The 21,892-nt window shown below is 62.9% G+C and carries 18 protein-coding genes; 7 read left to right on the top strand and 11 right to left on the bottom strand.

Annotation, left to right across the window (positions count from 1 at the left end; translation table 11 throughout):
- Window position 1 precedes the first annotated feature (1 nt).
- From ACK59L_RS11420 to ACK59L_RS11390, 7 genes are all read right to left on the bottom strand, one after another.
- A complete protein-coding gene (locus ACK59L_RS11420) occupies window positions 2-1,564 on the bottom strand; it encodes a Wzz/FepE/Etk N-terminal domain-containing protein (protein ID WP_058604642.1) in 1,563 nt (520 codons plus the stop codon).
- Window positions 1,565-1,583: 19 nt separating this feature from the next.
- On the bottom strand, window positions 1,584-2,699 hold the full coding sequence (locus ACK59L_RS11415) for a hypothetical protein (RefSeq protein WP_409273658.1): 1,116 nt from the start codon (window positions 2,697-2,699) through the stop codon (window positions 1,584-1,586).
- Window positions 2,700-2,724: 25 nt separating this feature from the next.
- Window positions 2,725-3,282, bottom strand: coding sequence for a polysaccharide biosynthesis/export family protein (locus tag ACK59L_RS11410; protein ID WP_058604644.1), 558 nt, complete (start codon window positions 3,280-3,282; stop codon window positions 2,725-2,727).
- A gap of 228 nt (window positions 3,283-3,510) precedes the next feature.
- Complete coding sequence (eppA, locus tag ACK59L_RS11405; RefSeq protein WP_193755012.1) at window positions 3,511-3,687, bottom strand: EPS-associated small membrane protein EppA; 177 nt, start codon at window positions 3,685-3,687, stop codon at window positions 3,511-3,513.
- A 321-nt stretch (window positions 3,688-4,008) separates the two neighbouring features.
- Window positions 4,009-5,427 (bottom strand): TIGR00366 family protein, encoded by a 1,419-nt coding sequence (locus ACK59L_RS11400; protein WP_196135851.1) that lies wholly within the window; start codon window positions 5,425-5,427, stop codon window positions 4,009-4,011.
- Window positions 5,428-5,579: 152 nt separating this feature from the next.
- On the bottom strand, window positions 5,580-6,236 hold the full coding sequence (locus ACK59L_RS11395) for a CoA transferase subunit B (RefSeq protein ID WP_023535443.1): 657 nt from the start codon (window positions 6,234-6,236) through the stop codon (window positions 5,580-5,582).
- A gap of 33 nt (window positions 6,237-6,269) precedes the next feature.
- A complete protein-coding gene (locus ACK59L_RS11390) occupies window positions 6,270-6,968 on the bottom strand; it encodes a CoA transferase subunit A (protein WP_409273655.1) in 699 nt (232 codons plus the stop codon).
- A 141-nt stretch (window positions 6,969-7,109) separates the two neighbouring features.
- On the opposite strand from ACK59L_RS11390, the gene ACK59L_RS11385 reads away from it, so the two are divergent.
- On the top strand, window positions 7,110-8,015 hold the full coding sequence (locus tag ACK59L_RS11385; RefSeq protein ID WP_058604648.1) for a LysR family transcriptional regulator: 906 nt from the start codon (window positions 7,110-7,112) through the stop codon (window positions 8,013-8,015).
- Entirely contained in the window at window positions 8,003-8,824 is an 822-nt protein-coding gene (locus ACK59L_RS11380) for an aldo/keto reductase (RefSeq protein WP_409273653.1), read from the top strand. The genes ACK59L_RS11385 and ACK59L_RS11380 overlap by 13 nt, the downstream gene beginning before the upstream one ends.
- Window positions 8,825-8,845: 21 nt before the next feature.
- Here ACK59L_RS11380 and ACK59L_RS11375 read toward each other — a convergent pair whose 3' ends face one another.
- The 4 genes from ACK59L_RS11375 to lexA are packed head-to-tail and all read right to left on the bottom strand — an operon-like array spanning window position 8,846 to window position 14,585.
- Window positions 8,846-11,926, bottom strand: coding sequence for an error-prone DNA polymerase (locus ACK59L_RS11375; protein WP_409273651.1), 3,081 nt, complete (start codon window positions 11,924-11,926; stop codon window positions 8,846-8,848).
- On the bottom strand, window positions 11,926-13,341 hold the full coding sequence (locus tag ACK59L_RS11370; RefSeq protein WP_409273650.1) for a Y-family DNA polymerase: 1,416 nt from the start codon (window positions 13,339-13,341) through the stop codon (window positions 11,926-11,928). The genes ACK59L_RS11375 and ACK59L_RS11370 overlap by 1 nt, the downstream gene beginning before the upstream one ends.
- A 6-nt stretch (window positions 13,342-13,347) precedes the next feature.
- On the bottom strand, window positions 13,348-13,968 hold the full coding sequence (gene imuA / locus ACK59L_RS11365) for a translesion DNA synthesis-associated protein ImuA (protein ID WP_409273648.1): 621 nt from the start codon (window positions 13,966-13,968) through the stop codon (window positions 13,348-13,350).
- A complete protein-coding gene (gene lexA / locus ACK59L_RS11360) occupies window positions 13,968-14,585 on the bottom strand; it encodes a transcriptional repressor LexA (RefSeq protein WP_230379093.1) in 618 nt (205 codons plus the stop codon). Before lexA ends, imuA begins: the two co-directional genes overlap by 1 nt.
- A gap of 93 nt (window positions 14,586-14,678) precedes the next feature.
- On the opposite strand from lexA, the gene ACK59L_RS11355 reads away from it, so the two are divergent.
- From ACK59L_RS11355 to ACK59L_RS11335, 5 genes are all read left to right on the top strand, one after another.
- Window positions 14,679-15,365 carry an HAD family phosphatase gene (locus ACK59L_RS11355; protein ID WP_196127798.1) on the top strand — a complete coding sequence of 229 codons (687 nt, stop codon included), beginning with the start codon at window positions 14,679-14,681 and terminating at the stop codon, window positions 15,363-15,365.
- Window positions 15,349-15,927, top strand: a complete 579-nt coding sequence (locus ACK59L_RS11350) for a hypothetical protein (protein ID WP_409273645.1) — start codon at window positions 15,349-15,351, stop codon at window positions 15,925-15,927. Before ACK59L_RS11355 ends, ACK59L_RS11350 begins: the two co-directional genes overlap by 17 nt.
- Window positions 15,928-16,045: 118 nt before the next feature.
- Complete coding sequence (uvrA, locus tag ACK59L_RS11345; protein ID WP_409273643.1) at window positions 16,046-18,559, top strand: excinuclease ABC subunit UvrA; 2,514 nt, start codon at window positions 16,046-16,048, stop codon at window positions 18,557-18,559.
- Between the two features lie 75 nt (window positions 18,560-18,634).
- Window positions 18,635-20,284 carry an MFS transporter gene (locus ACK59L_RS11340; RefSeq protein ID WP_196135842.1) on the top strand — a complete coding sequence of 550 codons (1,650 nt, stop codon included), beginning with the start codon at window positions 18,635-18,637 and terminating at the stop codon, window positions 20,282-20,284.
- Window positions 20,281-21,435: an HlyD family secretion protein gene (locus tag ACK59L_RS11335; RefSeq protein ID WP_058604657.1), complete on the top strand. Its 1,155-nt coding sequence runs from the start codon at window positions 20,281-20,283 to the stop codon at window positions 21,433-21,435. Before ACK59L_RS11340 ends, ACK59L_RS11335 begins: the two co-directional genes overlap by 4 nt.
- The last annotated feature ends 457 nt before the right edge of the window (window positions 21,436-21,892 follow it).

Genomic DNA, 21,892 nt, shown 5'->3' with positions numbered 1-21,892 from the left:
CCTATGCAAACCTGGAGGTGAGCTTGAGCAACAGCACATCCAGCGGCATGTAGAAGAGGTGTACCAGCCCTACCAGGATAGCCACCAGACACAACGCTGCCAGAATCAGGCCGTTGCGCCAGCGCTTGCGCCTGGCCACGTCGGCGCGGGTATCGATGTAAGGCAGCGCCACCAGCACGCGCCTGCCCAGCAGGTTCTCAAGGGCGCCCACGCCCCGCACCCGTTGGTTGAGCATCTCCAGCAACATGACCAGCGCCCCACCACCTGCCGGTGCCAGCACCAGCCCCAGTGCCGCGATTTTCTTGCGGTTGGGCTTGACAGGCTTCTCGGGCATCAAGGGCGGTTCGAGCAGTACGAAACGCTCGGCCTTGTTTTCCTGCTCAAGGCTCTCGGTGATCTTGGCGCCCATTTCCTTGGCCCGGATCTCCTCGTATTTCTTGCGCGCGTTGTCATGGTCGCGCATCAGCGTCACCAGGCCGCGCTCAACCTGCGGCGCTTCGAGAATCTCGGCTTCGTACCCTTCCATCTTGCGGGTCAACTCGCGCTTCTGCTCGGCCAGCGAGGCAATGCGCACCTGTGCGGCGCTCATCTTGGCCCGTACGCGTGCCGCATCCAGGCTCACCGTCGAGGCCACGCTACCGGTCTGGCCGCTGGCCTCCAGCGCTTGAATCTTGCGTTTGACCGCTGCCACATCGGGGTGCGCTTCCTTGTAGCGGGTCAACAAGCGGGCGTATTCGGCCTTCAGGCTGGCCAGGTCCTGAGGCTGATCCGCGCCCGCTGGACGCGCGCCCTCCCCGGTTTTGGTACCAAGGCCGGCATTGGCGGCGGACAGCTCAAGCTCCAGGTAGCGCAGTTCCTCCTGCGCCGCCTTGTAGTCGCGGTCTACCTCGCGGAACTCGAGTTCTGCCCGCGAAAGCATGTTCATGCGCAGCGTCTGATGCTCAGGCAACGCGTTGGCATGGGCCTGCTTGAAGTCAGCCAACTGGTTCTCCAAGCTGGCCAGTTCTGCCCCCAGCTTGTTCGCCTCCTGGGTCAGAAACTCGGTGGTCTCGTTGGCCCGCTCCGTGCGCTGCTTGAGGTTTTCGTTGAGAAACAGTGTCACCAGTTCATCGGCGACTTCCTTGGCCAGCTCGGGTTGACGATGTTCGAAGGACACGTTGAAGGCCACCGTCGCCTCGCCGCGCCCACGCACGAAAGTGGTCAACGTCTGGACCGCGATGGCGTTACGCATCTGGTCGATCTTGTCGCTTTCGCTCAAGCGCTTGTCAGCAAACAGGCCGTACTTGTCGATGATGCGCAGTAGGTTTTCCCGCGTCATCACCCGCTGGCGAATAACTTCGATGCGCTCGTCGGCAAAGCTGGTGGTGTTGGTCGACACCAGTTCGGGTGAGATCTGCTGGGACTCCACCAGGATCGTGCCGGTGGACTGGTAGATCGGTGGCACCATCAACGCCACGGCGACGGTGGCGGCCAGGATGACGGCTGCGCTGACCCCCAACACCACGGCCCGGTCCTTGATAATGGCGATGTAATCTCTGAGGGAGAGCTCGTAATCGGACTTCATGGGGCCACCTGCAAGCGGTTCAGATATCGGGATAGCGGTATGTCAGGGTCAAGCCAACGATCGTGGCGGTCGCATCGCCGTCAAGGTCCTGCTTGCGCTCCTTGTAGGTCAGCGCCAGGCGCACGTCCCAATAGGGGGACAATTGGCGGCTGGCCCAGAGGCTGTAGATCTGCAAGGTATTGGGTATCTGGCCCTTACTGTCCTGCCAGGCGGCGTCGGCGCCTAAACGGGTCAACGGGTCGAGGGCATAGCTCCAGACCCCACGCACCTGATCGAGCTGGGCGAAGCCGCCTTGGGCACTGGCCACGGTGCTGCGCTCGACCGTCAGGCTGGCATCGCTGCGTGCCCCGGTGTACAGCAGCGCCACGCCGCCCTCCCCGCGCCGGCCCCCTTGGCTGCCCGACACCTTGTTGACGCCCAGGTGTGCATCGGCGCTCAGTGACTCGGAGAACTGGTACTTGATGCCCACCGCCGGGCTGTAGCTGTTGGAGGCCGTGGCGGTCAGGTCGTCATCGGGTTCATAACGCCGAGCACCGAAGCGGGTATAGACATCGGTGCGCTCGCTCCAGGCATAGGTCCAGGTCAGGGTAGTGGCCAGCTCGTCGTAGCCGGTGAGGCTGTTGATATCGTAACGGGCGCGGTTATAGGTCGTTTCGTTGCTCAGGGTACTGAGTTCGGTGATCGCCTGGCGCCAGTTACCCGTCAAGGTGTACAGCTTCTGCGTGCCATCGGTGGTGACTACGCCCGTATCGAGTACGGTCCCCGACAGCGTCGAGGTTTCGTTGTAGCGTGCCAGGAGCCCGAACTGCCCCCGTTCGGTGGTGCGTTGCCAGCCCAGGCTGATGTCCGGGTCTTCACGGTCGTCGACGACGTTGGTGTCGGAGGAGCGCAGAATGTCCAGGCCCAGACCCAACCGGAGTTCATCGCGGCCGAAACTGCCGATCAGGGTGTAGTCAGGTGCGATCAGGGTACGTGTCACCCCTTTCTCGCCCGACGATAGCAACAGCGGGTTGCTGTCGTGTTCGACCGAAGTCGGTACCACCATCGTCGACTGCCAGGTAGCGGCCTGGGTTGAGTGCGCAAGCGGCAAGACCACAATTGCCGCGGCAATGCGTGTTGTTCTTGGAAGAGGCATCAAGTCTACTTATTAAAAGGCATGATCAAGGAACGACCAGTGTGTCACCGGCCTGAAGTTGGAAATTTGTAGACATGTCGCGGCCCGTCACCAGGTCCTTGTATCGCACGGGCAAGATTCGTTGGGACGTGCCGGTGCCACGCACGACCATTATTTCGCTTTCATCGGCAAACTTGTCCAACCCACCCGACATGCTCAACGCCTGCAGCACGGCCGTGGGGCCTGACATTTGCACAGGGCCGGGCTTTATGACCTTGCCTTGGACATACACCAAGTTGCCCGCGTTACTCTTGACCACCACGCTGACGTTCGGGTCGGGCAGGAACTTTTCAAGTTTGCTGGCCACTTGTTTTTCAACCGAGGCCACATCCAGCCCTGCAACATCTATGCGGCCCGCCAGTGGGAACGTGATGCTGCCATCGGGGAGCACGGTTGCCTCCTGCTTGAGGCTGTCCTCCTGCCAGACCGAGACCATCACCACATCGCCGGGATTGAGGCGATAGGCCGATTCCGAGGGCGCGGCAGCGCACTGACCAGACCACATTGCAACAAGGCCAACGACGGCGAACAATGAACGCACCATGAGGGTCCCTCCGGCCAAATGGCCCGACTAGAGCACTGAAGAGAACAACACACCAACTCTCGCTCCACTTCGCAGTTACCACCGCAAGCGCCACGCTCTGCCGGCCGCTAGGCGGCACGTCGAACCCTGTTGACCAGACTTCGAGAGGGTAATGGCAATATAGCAACGCTTGACGAATTCACAAGCCAACTCAAGCGGTCTTACCTGAGTGACTGTAACAGCGGTCTTTCAAATCTTTCTTCGATTGGCCACGGCGACAAAACCCACGACTGCAAATGCGAAGAACCAACCCGCGGTTGCAACAGGAATGATACTGCTCTGGTTGATATACGAATCAGCCGCGCGGGCGGCACCGCTTAGCAGCACCAACAAAAAGAACGATTTCACAATCAGAGTCGTGCGCATACGCCGTCCTTTTAACCAGGATAATCAATGAGTAAGTGGCGCGATGATGCGGGGTGTGTTGCGGTATTGACTTGAGCTTATGGGCACTCTGACATTACGTCAATGAACCGACACCATAATAAATCTCAATGGGCTTAGTCCAAACAAGTCAAAAAAACGTCGCTTGAGTTGTGCAGGTGGTGGGAATGTGGCCTGGTGAATTCAAGGGGGTTGGAGCCTGTTGCTAATCGCGCGCCAAGGGGCGGCTGAGAGAAAGCACCTTGACCACAGACCTGCACCTCACCCTAAAGCAAGACGCAGTGCTGTGGTCATCAACAGCCGCTACGGCATGACCGGGGGCGTGTATTGCAGCGTGGTGCCCAAGGCCCACAACAGGAACAGCACCAGGGGGACATGCACGAGCAACTGCACGAAAGAAAATCCGATCAGGTCGCGCGCCTTCAGGCCAAGCACCCCCAGCAACGGCAACATGTAGAACGGGTTGATCAGGTTGGGCAACGCTTCGGCTGCGTTGTAGATCTGCACGGCCCAGCCGAGGTGATACTGCAGGTCGTTGGCCACCAGCATCACGTAGGGCGCCTCGATGATCCACTTGCCGCCGCCTGACGGGATGAAGAAGCCCAGTACCGCCGAATAGACACCCATCAACAGGGCATAGGTATCGTGGGTGGCAATTTGGGTGAAGAACAGCGAGATGTGATGGGCAAGCGTCTGTTCGTCGACCCCTTTGACCTGGGTGAGGATCGCGGCAATGGAGCCGTACAACGGGAACTGGATCAGCACGCCGGTGGTGGTGGGCACGGCACGGGCCACCGCGTCGAGGAAGCTGCGCGGCCGCCAGTGCAGCAGTGCGCCGAGCATGATGAACAGCAGGTTGTAGGTGTTCAGGCCGGAGATGGCCGTAATGGCGGGTTTACTCGCGAACTCCTGATACAGCCAGCCTGCGGCGAGTGCAACGAGCAACAAAATCAGCACTGGGCTGTGCTCCAGCCACTCGCCGGGGCGTGTACGCGCCGGTGCCGGCGGGGCGCTGAAGCTTGGGTCCACGCCACAGGCCTCGGCGCTGCGCGCGCTGTTGGGACCCGGCGCCGTGGCATAGGCGATGACCAGCGACACCACGACCAATGCCCCCAACATCACGCCTGACTGCCACAGGAAGATGGTTTCGGTGAATGGAATGACGCCGGTGATCGACAGGATCGAGGGCGGAAGGCTGGCCGGATTGGCCTGCAACTGAGCCGCCGAAGAGGACAGCCCCAGCGCCCAAACGGCACCCAACCCCAGGTAGGCCGCCGCACCGGCAGCCCTGTAGTCCATCTTGAGGTCGGTACGACGCGCCAACGCGCGCACCAGCAGGCCACCGAAGACCAGGGACAAGCCCCAGTTGAGCAGTGACGCCAGCATCGAGATCAGGGCTACCCACGCAACGGCCGAGCGACCGTTGCGCGGAATGCGGGCCAAACGATCGATCAGCCGCGCGGCAGGCGGCGAACTGGCGACCACATAGCCGCCGATGACCACGAATGCCATCTGCATGGTGAACGGAATCAGGCTCCAGAATCCATCCCCGAAGGCCTTGGCGGTGTCCAGGGGCTTGGCCCCCATGGCCAACGCGCCCAGGCACACCAGCAGCACTGCCAAGGCGGCGAATACCCAGGAGTCGGGGAACCAGCGCTCGGCCCAGTTGGAACAGCGCAGGGCAAAGCGTGCAGAGCGGCTGTCTTGTAGTTCAGCGGCCACGGAAGCGTCCTTTTATTGGTTTTATAGGTAGATGAAAGGCCGCGCATAAACGCGCGAACCCTGCGCCAACCAACCCGCCCGCCAGGTACCGTGGTGAAGGCGGCAACCTGGACGAGCGGGTTTGTCGCAGCAGGGCGACATTGCATGTGGGGTTAGAAGGTCATTTCCTTCACATCATCGGCCACGATGAGCTTGCCGGCCGTCTTGGCGACGATTTCTTCGACGCTCACACCGGGCGCGGTTTCACGCAGGATGAACGCACCGTCCTCAATCTCAAGATAAGCCAGGTCGGTGAGCACCTTGCGGATGCAGCCCGCGCCGGTCAACGGCAGGCTGCACTGGGGCAGCAGCTTGGACTCTCCGTCCTTGGAGGCGTGGGTCATGGTGACGATGATGTTTTCCGCACCGGCCACAAGGTCCATGGCGCCCCCCATGCCCTTGACCAGCTTGCCCGGGATCATCCAGGAAGCGATGTTGCCCTGCACGTCCACTTCGAAGGCACCGAGCACGGTCAGGTCGACGTGACCGCCGCGGATCATGGCGAACGACTGCGCCGAGTCGAAGATCGATGCGCCAATGCGGGCGGTGACAGTCTGTTTGCCCGCGTTGATCATGTCAGCATCAAGGGTCGCTTCGGTGGGGAATTCCCCCATGCCCAACAGGCCGTTTTCGGACTGGAGCATCACGTCCATGTCGGCCGGCACATAATTGGCGACCAAGGTGGGAATACCGATACCCAAGTTGACGTAGTAGCCGTCCTTGAGTTCACGTGCAACGCGTTGGGCCATCTGTTCGCGGGTCAGTGCCATGGTCAGGATCTCTTTGTTGTTCTGTAGGGGCGCTCAGGCCTTGACGGTGCGTTTTTCGATGCGCTTCTCGAAGGTGCCGACGATGACGCGGTCCACGAAGATGCCTGGGGTATGGATTTCACTGGGCAGCAGCACGCCAGGCTCGACGATTTCCTCGACTTCGACCACGGTGATCTTGCCGGCTGTAGCGGCCAGAGGGTTGAAGTTCTGGGCGGTGTTGCGATAGATCACGTTGCCGTAATGGTCAGCCTTCCAGCCTTTGACGATGGCAAAGTCCCCGGTGATGGCTTCTTCGAGGATGTACTTGCGACCATTGAATTCCCGCACTTCCTTACCCTCGGCGACCGGGGTGCCATAACCGGTGGCAGTGAAGAATGCAGGAATGCCCGCTCCGCCCGCGCGCATTTTTTCGGCCAGGGTGCCCTGGGGCGTGAGCTCGACCTCAAGCTCACCGCTAAGCAGCTGGCGCTCGAATTCGGCGTTTTCCCCCACGTAGGAAGCGACCATCTTGCGAATCTGGTGGTCTTCGAGCAGCACGCCAAAGCCGAAGCCATCGACGCCGCAGTTGTTGGAGACCACGGTCAGGCCTTTGACGCCGCGACGCTTGATCTCGGCGATCAGGTTTTCAGGTATGCCGCACAGGCCGAACCCCCCGGCCAATACCGTCATGCCGTCGGTCAGCCCTTCCAGGGCCTGTTCGTACGTAGCTACGCGTTTGTCCAATCCGGCCATGCTGGTTCGCCTTTTGTAGTTGTTGAGCCGACGGGGCGTCGGTAAGCGTATGGGGGTATCTTCTCCCCTGTTCACTGATTTGTTAATTTTGTTTTTATGATCGATTGATAAGCACTTCAAATCAAAGCATAGGCGATTCCCATGAATGTGAAGCAACTGCGCGCCTTCGTCGCCGTGGCCAAGTTCCAGAGCTTTGCCCAGGCCGGCGAGCACCTGCACATCTCACAGCCCGCACTGAGTCTGACCATCAAGGCGCTGGAGGAGAACCTGGGCGGTGCCCTGCTCAGCCGCACCACACGTAGCGTCAGCCTGACGGCAGAAGGCGAGGTACTGCTGCCGCTGGCCCGTCGCCTGCTGGCTGACTGGGACGACACCGAGGAAATGCTGCGCCAGCGCTTCACCCTGCAACTGGGCCGGGTGGCCATCGCGGCAATGCCCTCCTTTGCCGGCAACCTGTTACCAGGGGCCCTCAAGCTTTTTCGTCAGTGCTACCCCAAGGTCAACGTGACCGTGCACGACGTCATCAATGAACAGGTACAGGAACTGGTCAGGCATCGGCGCGTCGAACTGGGCATCGGCTTTGAGCCAGACAATGTCGAGGGCTTGCACTTTCACCCGCTGTACCTCGACCGGTTCGTTGCAGTCGTGCCGGCTGACTCGCCCTTGGCCCGGCTTGCGCAAATCAGTTGGGCGCAGCTTCTTGCCGAGGATTTCGTGGCGCTGCAGCGTCCTTCTGCCGTGCGCCTGTTGCTCGAGCAGAACGTGGCGGTGCAGCACGGCAAACTGGCTGTGGCTTTCGAAAGCCATCAGCTTGCAACCGTTGGCCGCATGGTCGCGAGCGGTCTAGGCGTCAGCGCGGTACCGGCGCTGTGCATTACCCAGATGCAGGAGCTGGGGGCCCGCTGTATCCCCCTGGTCGAGCCTGCCGTCGAACGGCGCATTGGCGTGATAGCCCTGCGCGAGCACACATTGTCCACGGCAGCCCAGGCGCTGCTGGATGTTCTACTGAACAATACCCACCCACCGGAGGTAACATGCGTGACGTGAAATTGGCAGGCGCCAACGTGCCGAGCATCGGCCAGGGTACGTGGTACATGGGCGAAGACCCGAGCCGTCGGGCGGCCGAAGTCGCCGCCTTGAAACAAGGCATCGACCTGGGCATGCGCCTGATCGACACCGCCGAGATGTATGCCGAGGGTGGTGCAGAACAGGTGGTGGGCCAAGCCATCGCCGGGCGTCGGGACGAGGTATTTCTGGTAAGCAAGGTGTACCCTCACAACGCCAGCCAGCACGGCACGCAGGCCGCCTGCGAGCGCAGCCTCAAGCGCCTGGGTACCGACTGCATCGATCTGTACCTGCTGCACTGGCGCGGCCAATACCCGTTGCACGAAACCGTGGACGCTTTCGAGCGGCTGCGCGAGGCTGGCAAGATCAAGCGTTGGGGCGTGTCGAACTTCGACGTGGATGACCTTCGCGAATTGAACAACGCCGATTGTGCCACCAACCAGGTGCTCTACAACCCCGCGCAACGAGGGATCGAATTCGACCTGCTGCCCTGGTCGGTGCAGCATGGATTGCCTATCATGGCCTATTGCCCTCTGGCCCAGGCAGGACGTTTGCTGCAACACCCCGTGCTCAAGCAAATCGCCAACGACCATGGAGCTACCCCGGCCCAGGTCTGCCTGGCCTGGGTCACGCGCCACAACGGCGTCATCGCCATTCCAAAAGCTGTGAGGCCCGAGCATGTCAGGCTCAATGCCGAGGCAACGCGTTTGAACTTGACCGCCGATGACCTGAACGCCATCGACCAGGCATTCGAGGCCCCTACCCGCAAGCAGCGCCTGGCGATGGTGTAAGCGAGGCTGTGCTGCAGGGGGTCAGTGGAAATCCCGGCTGCGTACGTCCAGCCCCTGCAGCAGCACGCTGACATCCTCCAGGCGTCGGGCCACCAGGTGGCGCACGCCATTTTCCTGTTCCAGGCGGCCACTGACCTTCATCAGCCGGGCGCCGACCAGTGCACGCCGCTGCCGTTCGGCCAGGTCTCGCCACACCACCACGTTGACCATGCCGAACTCATCCTCGAGCGTAACGAAGGTCACACCACTGGCGGTCTGTGGCCGCTGCCTGCCCACCACCAGCCCGGCCATGGCGATGGCGTCGCCGTGTTCGACACCTTGCAGCTCGCCGGAACTGCGACACCCCAGTGCCCGCAGACGGGATCGCAGCAAGGTCAATGGATGCGGCCCCAAGGTCGTGCCCATGGCGTGATAGTCGGCTACCAAATCCTCGCCGACGGTAGGCGCCGGCAGCTCGACCGGCTGCTCGGGGGCCGCCTGCACGTCGGCGAACAAAGGCAGTTGCGCCTGTACCGCCGCCACTTCCCAGCGTGCCTGGTGCCGGTGCCTGACCAGCGCGACCAGGGCGCCTGCATCCGCCAGACGAGCCCGGGCGCGCTCATCCAGGGCCGAGCGCAGGCACAGGTCCTCGACGTCTCGCCAAGGCTGCATAGCCCTTGCCTGTTCGAGCCGGCGCACATCGGCTTCGGCCAGGCCGCGGACCAAGCGCAAGCCCATGCGGATTGCCAGTTCACCCCCAGGCCCTGGCTCGAGCATGCAGTCCCACTGGCTGTGACACACGTCCACCGGCCTTACCTCAATGCCCTGGCGGCGAGCCTCCTGGAGCAGTTGGTCGGGGCTGTAGAACCCCATCGGCCAGCTGTTGACCAGCGCGCAGGTGAAGATGGCCGGCTCGTGGCACTTCAACCAACTGCTGGCATAACACAGCAGTGCAAAACTGGCGGCGTGGGATTCGGGGAATCCGTAGCTGCCAAAGCCTTTGATCTGTTCGAAGATGCGTTCGGCGAACGCCAGTTCGTAGCCATTGCGCTGCATGCCGTCGAGCAACCGCTCGCGGTGCGGCTCCAGCCCGCCGTGACGTTTCCACGCGGCCATGCTGCGGCGCAGTTGGTCGGCCTCACCGGGGCTGTAGTCCGCCGCGACCATGGCCAACTCCATCACCTGCTCCTGGAACAGCGGCACGCCAAGGGTGCGCTCGAACACCGCCTTGAGCTTGGGCGATGGGTACGTCACCGGTTCCTGCTTCAGGCGCCTGCGCAAGTAGGGATGGACCATGTCGCCCTGGATGGGACCGGGACGCACGATGGCGACCTCGATGACCAGGTCGTAGAAGGTTCTGGGCTGCAGACGCGGCAACATGGCCATTTGCGCCCTGGATTCGATCTGGAACACGCCCATGGTCTCGGCGCGGCTGATCATGGCGTACGTGGCCGGGTCTTCGGCAGGGACGGTGGCCAGGGTCAAGTGTCGCCCACGGTGCTGCTGTACCAGCGCAAAGCAGCGACGCAGTGCACTGAGCATGCCCAGTGCCAGCACATCGACCTTGAGCAGGCCGACCATGTCCAGGTCATCCTTGTCCCACTGGATCACGGTACGCTCGGCCATGGCCGCGTTTTCCACGGGCACCAGCTGATCGAGGGGTTGTTGCGAGATGACGAAGCCACCTGGGTGTTGCGACAAGTGCCGGGGAAAACCGATCAGCTCACCGGCCAGCACCAGGATGCGCCGCACCACCGGGCTGCCTGCATCGAACCCCGCCTCGTTCAGACGCTGCTCATCGGGGATGCGGTCGCTCCAGCGGCCGCAGCACTTGGCCAGGGCGTCCACCTGGTCGGCTGGCAGCCCCAATGCGCGAGCCACATCGCGTACCGCCCCACTGGCGTGGTAGGTGTTGACCACCGCTGTCAACGCCGCGCGGTGTCGACCATAGCGCCTGAATACATACTGGATGACTTCCTCGCGCCGATCGTGCTCGAAGTCCACATCGATATCCGGCGGCTCGTTGCGCTCGCGTGACAAAAAGCGCTCGAACAGCAAGCGATGCTTCATGGGGTCCAGCTCGGTGATCCCCAGCACGAAGCACACCACCGAGTTGGCTGCAGAGCCGCGCCCCTGACACAGGATGTGCTGCTCACGGGCAAAGGCCACGATGTCGTGGACGGTGAGGAAGTAACTCTCGTAGCCCAGCTCGCTGATCAAGGCCAGCTCCCGATCGAGGGCCTGGCGGACTTGGATGCTCGGGCCCTGGGGCCAGCGCAGCGGCAACCCTTGTTCGCACAGCTGACGCAACCAACTGGCAGGGGTATGCCCGGCGGGCACCAGTTCTTCGGGATAGCGGTAGCGCAGCTCGGCGAGGTCGAAACGGCACTGCTCGGCTATCACCAAGGTCTGGGCCAGCAGGTCGGCAGGATACAACTCGGCCAATTGGGCGGGGGTACGCAAGTGACGTTCGCCGTTGGCGTACAGAAAGCGCCCTGCCTCAGCCACTTGGCACCGTCGGCCAATGGCCGTCATGCAGTCTTGCAGGGCGCGCCGACCGCGCACGTGCATGTGAACGTCCCCGCACGCCACCGCCTGCACACCCAAGGCCGTCGCCAATGCGCGCAGACGCGCCAGGCGCTGGTCGTCATCGACACCGCGGTGAAGATGCACGGCCAGCCACAGGCGGTGCTCGAAGACTTCCCTCAACCACTGGCCGACCGCCTGATCGGCTACATCATCAGGCACCCATAATGCCAACAGGCCCGTGCTGTGCGCAGGCAGGTCCTCACGAAATAGCTGGTAGTTCCCCTTGGGTGCCCGACGCCGCGCACGGGTGATCAAGGCGCAAAGGTTCTGGTAGCCCTGCAGGTCTTGCACCAGCAGCACCAGCTTGGGCCCGTCCTGCAGTTGCACTTCGCTGCCGACGATCAGCCGTACACCCTGCTCTTTCGCCGCTTGCCATGCGCGCACGATGCCAGCCAACGTGCACTCGTCGGTAATGGCCAGGGCTTGGTAGCCTTGCTCGCGAGCCCGGCGGAACAACTCATCGGCGCTTGAAGCCCCGCGCTGGAAACTGAAGTTGCTCAGGCAATGCAACTCGGCGTAGCCAACGCCGCTCATCAGAACCAGCCCTGCAGCCACAGCGGGCCGCCTTGGCCGAGGTCGCGGTAGGCCCACCCACGCAGGCCCTCACGGGTTTCGATGCGATAGTAATCACGGCGCACGTCCGCGCCGTCCCACCAACCGGACTCGATGCGCTCGGCCTGCCCCTGAACCTGGTACGCCTGCTCTTCGAGCACCGTGGGGGTTGCCAGCAGCCAGCCAGGACGGCTTCCGGGTGCAACGCACAGGCTGGACCACTGGCCGATTTCATTGGCCTGCCATGCTTGTTCAGGACGATGGTCCGCCAAGGCACTGAGCCCCGTCACGGCCTGGTCACCCAGGCGTGCACGCAAGCGTTCGCGCAGTTGTTCCCACGGTTGGGCCTGCTGGGCACGCGGGTCGAACAACGCCTTGTGTTGAGGTACGAACGGTGGCAAATCCTCGGCCACCAGGCGCAGGTTACGCACCGGCGCCTTCAGGCGCACCGATTCCAGCCTGCCACGGGCCAGTTCCAGCAACATGGCCGGGTCGCGTTCTGCAGCCAACAATCCAACGTCGAGCTGGGTGTCAGGGCCCTGCGCGTGCTCCATGTACACCTTGAAACGCTGGACACCACAGTCGCGCCCCGCCAGGAACGCGGCCAGGTCGGTCAGCAGGCGACGTAATGGGAACAACAGCGCCTGATGCGACTCCACATCGAAGTTCAGCTCCAACCGCGCGTCGAAACGATCGGGCGGTTCGAAGAACGCAAGGCCCAGGTTGCGCATGCCCAGCAACTGATCCAGGTGCAACTGCACCTGAGGAGCAAAGCGCCTGGCCAGTGCATCACGCGGCAGCGCCAGCACATGATTGAGCTGGCGCAATCCCATGCGGCTGAAGGCCTGGGCATCCTCCGGTCGCAGGCCGATCCGGTCGATGGGCATTTCGGCCAACGCTGCACGGGTCGAAGCGGCATCCTCCAACGCCAACCCGTCGTGAGCATTGGCCAGCATGCGCGCAGCCACCGGGTTGCTGGCCAGGACGATGCGCTGACGCAGGCCCAGCGCAGAGAGTTCCTGGCGCAGGCGCGCCTGCAATACTGGCCACGGCCCGAACAACTGCAGGCTGGACCCTACCTCCAGCAACAAGGTTCGCGGGTAGTGCAAGCTGACCTGGGCACTGAAACGGTAGGCCCAGGCGGCCAGCAACTGCTGCAACGCATCGATGCGCCTTGGGTCGACTTCAAGGCAGGTGAAGCCGTCAGCCAGGGCACGGGCTGCCGTCAGGGTTTGACCGGCGCGAAGCCCCAGGGCGGCGGCCGCTGGGTTGACCGATTGCAGGACCCGGCGCTGACTGGGACCACCCAGCAGCACCAGGGGTGCGTCACGGTCGTCGCGCTCGCGCAGCAGGCTGTCCAGCGCCAGCTGCGGAAATAGAATGCAGGCCCACAACATGATCCATCATCCCTGCCTTGAACACGCGATCGGTTGGGCTGGCGGCATGCCGCCACGGCATTTGAGCACCCGCCACTGGGGTGGGCGTAGGTCGATGGCCAGGCGCAATGCCGCAGGCGACGGGTTGTGCAGGGCCGCTTGCGCGCGGCAGGCGAACGCCAGGGCCTGCCCGGTTTCCGCCGCGACCTGCAAGCGGCGCAAGGCGCGGTCGTCGGCGCGTTCCGGCCAGCACACCACAGCGGCACAACTGCCTGAACGCAGGCACTGCTCGGCGGCCCACAGGGTGTCTGTGGTGCCCGCGTCGACCTGGAACAGCCAGCGCAAGTCGATGCCCGCCGCCTGCCAGGCTGGTGCAAAAGGGATGAAGGGAGGTGATACCAACACCACGCGTCCGCCCTCGCCGCTCAGGCGCGCCAGCGTGGGCCAGAGCAGTTGCAGTTCGCCGCTGCCAGGGCGGGCGAGCAACAATTCGCTGAGGGCCGCTGCCGGCCAGCCGCCTTCGGGCAGGCGTTCGTCCAGGCTGGCATGCCCGGTCGGTTGCAGGCCCAGTGGCCGGGCCTGGGCTTGACGGCCGCGCCACACCCGACGCTGGTCGAGCAGCCTGTCCAGATCGACGACCGCGCCCATCAGTCGCGCCGCACCAGGCCACAGAAGATGCCTTCGATGAAGAGATCCTGGTCCGGCCCTACGTCAATCGGCGCGTAAGCCGGGTTGCGCGGCAGCAGCCGATAGCCCTCGCCCAGACGCTGGAGGCGCTTGATGGTCACCTCGCCGTCCAGCCGAGCGACCACGATCTGCCCTTCACGCACATCGCCCTGCTGGCGGATGCCGACCAGGTCACCGTCGAGGATGCCGTCACCTATCATCGAGTCCCCACGCACCTTGAGCAGGTAATCGGGGGTGCGGCGAAACAGGCTGGGGTCGAGCAGCAATTGCTCGTGAATGTCCAGGTCCGGCCCGATCGGCGCACCGGCCGCGACCTGCCCGAGAACCGGCAGTTCCAGCATTTCAGGCCGGCGTAACGGCCTTGCCAGGCGAATACTGCGGGCCTGATTGGGTGTGACGTCGATGTAGCCTGCCTGGCACAGCGCGGTGATGTGCTTGCGGGCCACGCTGCGTGAGGCAAAACCAAAGCGCGTGGCGATATCGGCCAGGCTAGGCGGTTGGCCTTGTTCGGTGATGCGCTCGCGAATGAAATCGAAAATGGCGCGGCGCTTGGGGGTTAGAGTGTCCATGGAGCACATTTGTACTCTTTCCGGAGCACGCTGACCAGCCCCCTTCGTCGTCGTCATTGGTTATCATCGTCTGGCCACCCTGTACCTGACTGGGAAATCCTGATGCTCAATGCTTTGCTGTTCGACCTCGATGGCACCCTCACAGACACCGATACCCTCCATTTACAGGCTTTTCGCCAGCTACTGCATGAGTACGATGGCCGCGAACTGAGCCAGGACCAGTTCGATGCCCAGATCAGTGGCCGGGCCAATGGCGAACTGTTCGCCGAGTTGTTCGAAGGCGCCAGTGCCTCGCAGTGCCAGGCACTGGCCGAGCGCAAGGAAGCGCTTTTCCGTGAAATGTCGCCAAAGCTCGAGCCGCTGCCTGGGCTGATTCGTCTGCTCGATCACGCCAGCACCCACGGCGTAGGCATGTGCGTGGTAACCAATGCCCCACGGCTCAATGCCGAACACATGCTCGCAGGCCTGAAGTTGAGCGACAGGTTCGACCACGTGGTGATTGCCGATGAACTGGCCAAGCCCAAACCCGACCCGCTTCCCTACCTGACCGGCCTGCAGCGGCTGCAGGCCCATGCCGACCAGGCGTTGGCGTTCGAAGACTCGCTGCCGGGCGTTCGGGCAGCCAGCGCTGCCGGGATCTTCACAGTCGGCCTTGCCACCACCCAGACGCCACAACGTTTGATCGAGGCAGGTGCGCGCCTGGTCATCGATAACTTCGAAGATGCGCGCCTATGGGCGTTATTGGGCACAGACAGGGCGCCGGCGGGAAGCGATGAAACAGCAGGCTGAACTTCACCTGCGCAGCCCGCTTTTGTTTCGCTGCGTAGCCCTGGGGCTGGGACTGGGCATGGTCGCAGTGTGCAGCCTGGCGATGTATGCCATCTGGGTGGATGTGCTGCCGGTCTTTGGCCGCCTGTACCGCAACGCCCCGGTAGTCGAGACTTCGTTCAAGGCGCTCTTCATGATCGGTGTGATTCCGTTGACGCCCATTGTGGTCCTCGCCGCCATTATTGGCCTTTTTACCGGCCGCAAGTTCGACCCGCCGCGGGCGTCCCGGCTTGACCGTTTCCAGCTCCGCTCCTTCCAGGTCACCCTCATGGCGATGTGCATCGCGGCCCCGGTGATGATTGCAGTGAGCACGGCAACGCTCATGATCAAGGACTATCGGCCGTGCGCCCAATTGCGTCTCTCCGGATCGAGCGGCCACATGTTCTGGGTCAACGATGACCGGGTGTGTTTCACCCCGGATGCTTACATCAATGATCATTGGCCCTGCAAAACGGTGGGCGACCGACAGGTGTGCGTCCAGGTCGATGGCCACGCTCCGCTCAGCTCGCAGGCTGCCCGGTAGAACCTCCTGGCCGCTTGAAGCGTCCTACAGCGTGCGATCCCCATTCGACCGCAGGCCACACACGTGATCGATTGCCTGCTATGTCTTCCCGACCCAACTGCCAAGCAAGGACAGCCACATGCCAAGCGACACACCCGCCTTCAGCGGTTTCATTCGTGTACGGGGTGCGCGCGAGCACAACCTGAAGAATGTCGATGTCGATGCACCGCGCGACGCATTGGTGGTGTTTACCGGCGTGTCGGGTTCCGGCAAGTCGTCCTTGGCTTTCTCAACACTGTACGCCGAGGCCCAGCGCCGCTATTTCGAATCGGTGGCGCCTTACGCTCGGCGCCTGATCGATCAAGTGGGTGTGCCCGACGTGGACGCCATCGAAGGCTTGCCGCCAGCGGTGGCGCTGCAGCAACAGCGTGGCAGCCCGAGTGCGCGGTCTTCGGTGGGCAGTGTCACCACGTTATCGAGCTCCATCCGCATGCTGTACTCGCGCGCAGGCCAGTACCCTGCCAACCAGCCGATGCTGTATGCCGAGGATTTCTCGGCCAACACGCCTCAAGGCGCCTGCCCCGCGTGCCATGGGCTCGGCCGGGTCTACGAGGTCACCGAGGCGACCATGGTCCCCGACCCCTCGCTGAGCATCCGGGAACGGGCAGTGGCTGCCTGGCCCATGGCCTGGCAAGGGCAGAACCTGCGGGACATTCTGGTCACCCTGGGCTATGACGTGGATGTACCCTGGCGCGATCTGCCCCAGAAGCAGCGTGACTGGATTCTCTACACCGAAGAAACACCCACCGTGCCGGTCTACGCGGGCCTCACGCCCGCCCAGGCACGCGCTGCCCTCAAGCGCAAGGCAGAGCCCAGCTACCAAGGCACGTTTACCGGCGCCCGGCGCTATGTGCTGAATACGTTCATGCACTCGCAAAGCGCGCAGATGCGCAAGCGCGTGTCCCGCTACATGCGCCCAAGTCCTTGCCCCACGTGCCAGGGCAAACGTCTCAAGCCCGAGGCATTGAGTGTCACCTTTGCAGGTTTGGACATCGCAGCGCTGTCGCAACTGCCCCTGCAGGCCCTGGCCGAGGTACTGCGCAAGGTGGCGGCAACCGAGTACCTGACCCAGGACGATGACCTGACCGTTGAAAAACGCCTGGCCGCGCAACGCATCGCCAGTGAGCTGCTGGTGCGCATCGACACGCTGCTCGAGCTCGGCCTGGGTTACCTGGCGCTCGAGCGCAGTACCCCTACCCTGTCCTCGGGCGAGCTGCAACGCCTGCGCCTGGCCACGCAGCTCAATTCGCAGCTCTTTGGCGTGGTCTATGTGCTTGACGAGCCTTCCGCCGGCCTGCACCCCGCTGACAGTGAGGCCTTGTTCGAAGCCCTGCAGCGCCTCAAGCAGGCGGGCAATTCGGTGTACGTGGTCGAACACGACTTGGACACCATGCGCCGTGCGGACTGGCTGGTGGACGTGGGGCCGGCCGCCGGGGAGCACGGAGGTGAGGTTCTCTACAGCGGCCCGCCGGCTGGCCTGGCCCAGGTCGAGCAATCGTGTACGGCCCGCTATCTGTTCCAGGTACAGGACAAGACACCGCGCCCATTACGCGAGCCCCAGGCCTGGCTACACCTGGAAGGCATAACCCGTAACAACCTCGACAACCTCAGCGCAGCGTTCCCGCTGGGCTGCTTCACGGCGGTGACCGGCATCTCGGGCTCCGGCAAATCGAGCCTGGTCAGCCAGGCCCTGCTGGAGTTGGTGGGCGCACACCTGGGCCACGTCGAGGCTTCACAGGATACTCAGGAGGCGGACCTGGAAGATGAGCCAGAGCAGGTGAGCACGGGCCGCGTCAGCGCAGGCCTTGAGCATATCAAGCGGCTGGTGCAGGTAGACCAGAAACCGATCGGCCGCACGCCTCGCTCCAACTTGGCCACCTACACCGGTCTGTTCGATCATGTGCGCAAATTGTTCGCCAGTACCGAACAGGCCAAGGCCCAGGGTTTCGATGCCGGGCGTTTCTCCTTCAACGTTCCCAAGGGCCGATGCCCTACGTGCGAAGGCGAAGGGTTTGTCAGTGTCGAGTTGCTGTTCATGCCAAGCGTGTTCGCGCCTTGCCCGACCTGCCACGGGGCCCGCTACAATCCAGAGACCCTCGCGGTTGTCTGGCGTGGCATGAATATCGCCGAGGTGCTGCACCTGACCGTGGAACAGGCGCTGAGCGTGTTTGAGGATCAACCCTCGGCGCGGCGTTCGCTTCAGGTGCTGCAAGACATAGGCTTGGGCTATCTGCGCCTGGGCCAGCCGGCAACGGAGTTGTCAGGGGGCGAAGCGCAGCGGATCAAGCTGGCCACCGAGCTGCAACGCCAGGCGCGCGGCGCCACCTTGTATGTGCTCGATGAGCCCACCAACGGCCTGCATCCACAAGATGTCGAACGCTTGCTGGTGCAGCTCAACCGCCTGGTGGACAACGGCCACAGCGTGGTGGTGGTCGAACACGACATGCGCGTGGTTGCCCAGTGCGATTGGGTGATCGACATCGGCCCTGGTGCGGGCGATGCCGGCGGCAAGGTGGTCGCCAGCGGCACGCCCGAACAGGTAGCCACGACTGAGCACAGCCGTACAGCACCCTTCCTGGCACGGGCTTTGTAGCAGCGCTGGATGACATCGACGCAAGCGCATGCGGCCAAGCAACGGCCGCTTTCAACACCTTAGATAGGCTGGTTCATGGACAAGTACGCACCCCGCCAGTGGTTGCCCCACGAGAAACCGACCCTGCCAGGTTCGCCGTCCACGCCCCTGCACAGCCCAGCCAAGCGCCTGGCCTATGGCCTGGTCGGTTTGCTGGTCGCCATCACCGGCGGGCTGGGCAACGCGCTGGTGACCGCAAACCTTGTGTTTCTGCAAGGTGCACTGGGCGCGACCACGGCGGAAATGGCCTGGCTGCCAGCGGCCTATGTGATGACCAACGTGTCCATGAACCTGTTGCTGGTCAAGTTTCGCCAGCAATTTGGCTTGCGTGCCTTCACCGAAGTGTTCCTGGTGCTCTATGCCCTGGTGACCTTCGCCCACCTGCTGGTCAACGACCTCAACTCGGCCATTGCCGTGCGGGCCGCCCACGGCATGGTGGGCGCCGCGCTGACCTCGCTCGGCCTGTACTACATGATCCAGGCCTTTCCTGCGCAGTGGCGGCTCAAGGCCATGGTCCTGGGCCTTGGTGCTTCCCAGCTGGCCTTGCCGCTGGCACGGATATTTTCAGAAGACCTGCTGCTGATCGCCGAATGGCGGGGGCTTTATTTGTTCGAACTGGGGCTGGCGCTGACAGCCCTGGGCTGCGTACTTCTGCTCAAACTGCCACCTGGTGACCGCTTCAAGACCTTCGAGCCCTTGGATTTTCTCACCTTCGCCCTGATGGCCAGCGGCACGGCGCTGCTTTGCGCTGCCTTGTCGCTTGGTCGCATCGACTGGTGGCTGGATGCGCCATGGATCGGCATGGCGCTGGCAGGCTCGATCGTCCTGATCCTCAGTGGACTGGCGATCGAGCACAACCGCGAGAACCCCTTGCTGATGACGCGGTGGCTGGGCAGCGGCGCCATCATCCGCCTGGGGCTGTGCGTGATCCTCATCCGTATGGTCACCTCCGAGCAATCCACCGGCGCAGTCGGCTTTCTGCAGATGCTCAACATGTCCAGCGAACAGATGCGTTCGCTGTACTGGATCATGCTGCTCGGTGCGGTCGCCGGGTTGGCGACCAGCGCCCTGACCATCAACCCCAACCACCTGATCCTACCGTTGCTGATCTCCCTGCTGGCCATGGCGGTAGGGGCCTTCATGGACAGCACGTCGAGCAACCTGACCCGCCCTGCACAGATGTACCTGAGCCAGTTTCTATTGGCGTTCGGCAGTACGTTCTTCCTGGGCCCCTCCATGGCCCTGGGCATCGGCCATGTGCGGGCCAATCCGCAGAACCTGGTGAGCTTCTCGGTGCTGTTCGGCATCTGCAACAACCTCGGTGGCCTGATCGGCGCAGCGCTGCTGGGCACGTTCCAGATCTGGCGGGAAAAATTTCACTCAAGTCACCTCATGGACCACTTGGGCAGCGTGGAACCGCTGGTCACCGCCCGGGTTCAAAGTGGTGGTGCAAGCGTCGGGCGCCTGATCGCCGACCCCGCCCTGCGTACTGAAGTGGGCATGCGCCAACTGGCCAGCGCGGCCACCCGAGAAGCCAATGTGCTGGCCTACAACGATGTCTTCATGCTCATTGGCACTATCGCTATTCTCACCATGATCTGGATCTGCATACGCGGCACCTGGCTCTGGTACAGCAAACGTCAGGCCCGCCTGACCGACCCATCCCTTGGCGCACCGACACGATGACCGAAGAATCCCGCACCACCACCACGACCGCCATCGCCGAAGCGCCGGAAGGCACACCGCCACCCAGCGAGCCGACCTCACCTGGACGCACCCGCAAGGTGCGCATACTGTCTGCCATCACATTCGGCTGTGTCGCTCTGGTCGGCGTGCTGGTGGTGCTGTATGCGTGGCGGCTGCCACCTTTCAGCAGCGCCATCGAAAGTACCGAAAACGCCATGGTTCGCGGGCAGGTCACGATCATCGGTCCGCAATTGAGTGGTTACATCGTCGAGGTGCCCGTGCAGGACTTCCAGCACGTCAAGGCAGGCCAGTTGCTGGTCAAGCTCGATGACCGCATCTACACCCAGCGCCTGGCCCAGGCCATCGCCCAGCAGCAGCAACAAGAGGCGGCGCTGGCCAACAATGCCCAGCAGCGCAAGAGCGCCGAAGCGACCATCGCCCAGCGCCAGGCTGCCATCAATGACGCCGCCGCGCAGTTGACCAAAGCCAAGGCCGATCTGTCGCGTAACCAGGCGCTGGTCAGCGATGGGTCAGTGTCACGACGCGAACTGGATGTTACCCGCGCCAGCGAAGCGGCAGCGGCGGCGAGCCTTGCGCAGGCCAAGGCCGCGCTTGAGATCGCTCGGCAGGATCGTGAGTCGGTGATCGTCAACCGCGCGGCGCTGCTGGCTGCGGTCGAGAACGCCAAGGCAGCCGTGGCCCTGGCCCGTATCGACTTGGACAACACCCGCGTCACTGCCCCCAGGGACGGGCAGCTGGGGCAGATCGGCACGCGCCTGGGCGCCTATGTCAACTCAGGTGCCCAGCTGATGGCGCTGGTGCCCGATACCTTATGGATCATCGCCAACATGAAAGAAACGCAGATGGCCGACGTGCGCATCGGTCAGCCGGCCAGTTTCACGGTGGATGCCTTGAACCACTTGAAGCTGTACGGGCACATCGAACAGATCTCCCCTGCTACGGGTTCGGAGTTTGCGTTGCTTCAGGCGGACAACGCGACCGGCAACTTCGTCAAGATCGCCCAGCGGATACCGGTGCGTATCACGGTGGATGCGGGGCAGCCAGAAGCTGCGCGGCTGCGGCCGGGTATGTCGGTGGTGGTCAGCATCGATACGGGGGAGCAGCGGTCCTGTGTTGGATCTGGGTGCTAGCGGATTGATGGAGGGACGTTTTTCAGGTGGGTCACGTATTGGCGAGAACGGAAATTGGGTATCTCGTTGCACTTTATAGATCAGTCTCTTTCATAGTGGTGTAGCTGCATTCAAAAAACTTTAAACTACCTACCATTTCCTGTAGGCGCGGCCTCGCCGGGGCGCCGGACCGGCCGCGATGGGGCGCGCTGTGGCCCGAGTTTGTTTGTTGTGATTTAAATACTGGGGCCGCTGCGCGGCCCATCGCGGCACTAGGCCGCTCCTACACCGGATATGTACATGGACGAGAGTCATGATTCGAGTCACAACTCCATTCATGACTGGCGTCCGCCTAAAGCAATCAACTAAATGGCAAACAACAGCCAGCAAAAAACTCATACTCGATCTTGATCTTGATCTTGATCTTGATCTTGATCTTGATCTTGATCTTGATCTTGATCTTGATCTTGATCTTGAT

This window comes from Pseudomonas sp. KCJK9111 (genome assembly GCF_046231935.1).
GTDB lineage: Bacteria > Pseudomonadota > Gammaproteobacteria > Pseudomonadales > Pseudomonadaceae > Aquipseudomonas > Aquipseudomonas parafulva_B.
This window is presented reverse-complemented; position numbering and strand designations above follow the sequence as displayed.